Origin of the sequence: Exiguobacterium qingdaonense (assembly GCF_018617855.1) — a bacterium.
GTDB classification, from domain to species: domain Bacteria; phylum Bacillota; class Bacilli; order Exiguobacteriales; family Exiguobacteriaceae; genus Exiguobacterium; species Exiguobacterium qingdaonense.
On sequence record NZ_JACSKY010000034.1, the window covers coordinates 1 to 446 of the forward strand.

1 protein-coding gene is annotated in these 446 nt (G+C 59.6%); it reads right to left on the minus strand.

The features are described 5' to 3' along the window. Positions 1-446, minus strand: a 446-nt coding sequence (locus tag KNP00_RS14110) for an RNA-guided endonuclease TnpB family protein (protein ID WP_215146301.1), incomplete at both ends; no start/stop codon positions are given.

Here is a 446-nt window from a genome sequence, read left to right on the forward strand (position 1 = left end):
AGGGTCTCGATGCCGATGACGTCGTGGTTTTTGACGATCTCGGTCGACACCTTGTGCAGGAAGTCGGTGCGTCTGTTGGCGATCTTCTCGTGGATGCGGGCGACCTTCCGCTTCTGCTTCTGGTAGTTCTTCGCCTCGGAGAGTCTCACCCTCTTGTTCAGGGCGATGCGCTGACGACGGGACAACTTGCGTTGCTCCCGCGCCAGCTTCTTCTCGAGCGTACGGAAATAACGGTCGTTTTGGTACACCGTGCCGTTCGACAGGGTGGCGAAGTGCTTCAGCCCGACGTCGACGCCGACCGATGAACCCGTCTTCGGCAGCTCACCGATCTCCTGCTCTACGAGAAGGGAGACGAAGTATTTGCCCGAAGCCGTGCGTCGGATCGTGGCGTTCAGGATGCGACCCTCGACCTGTCTCGAGTGGGCGAACCGCACCCATTTCAGCTT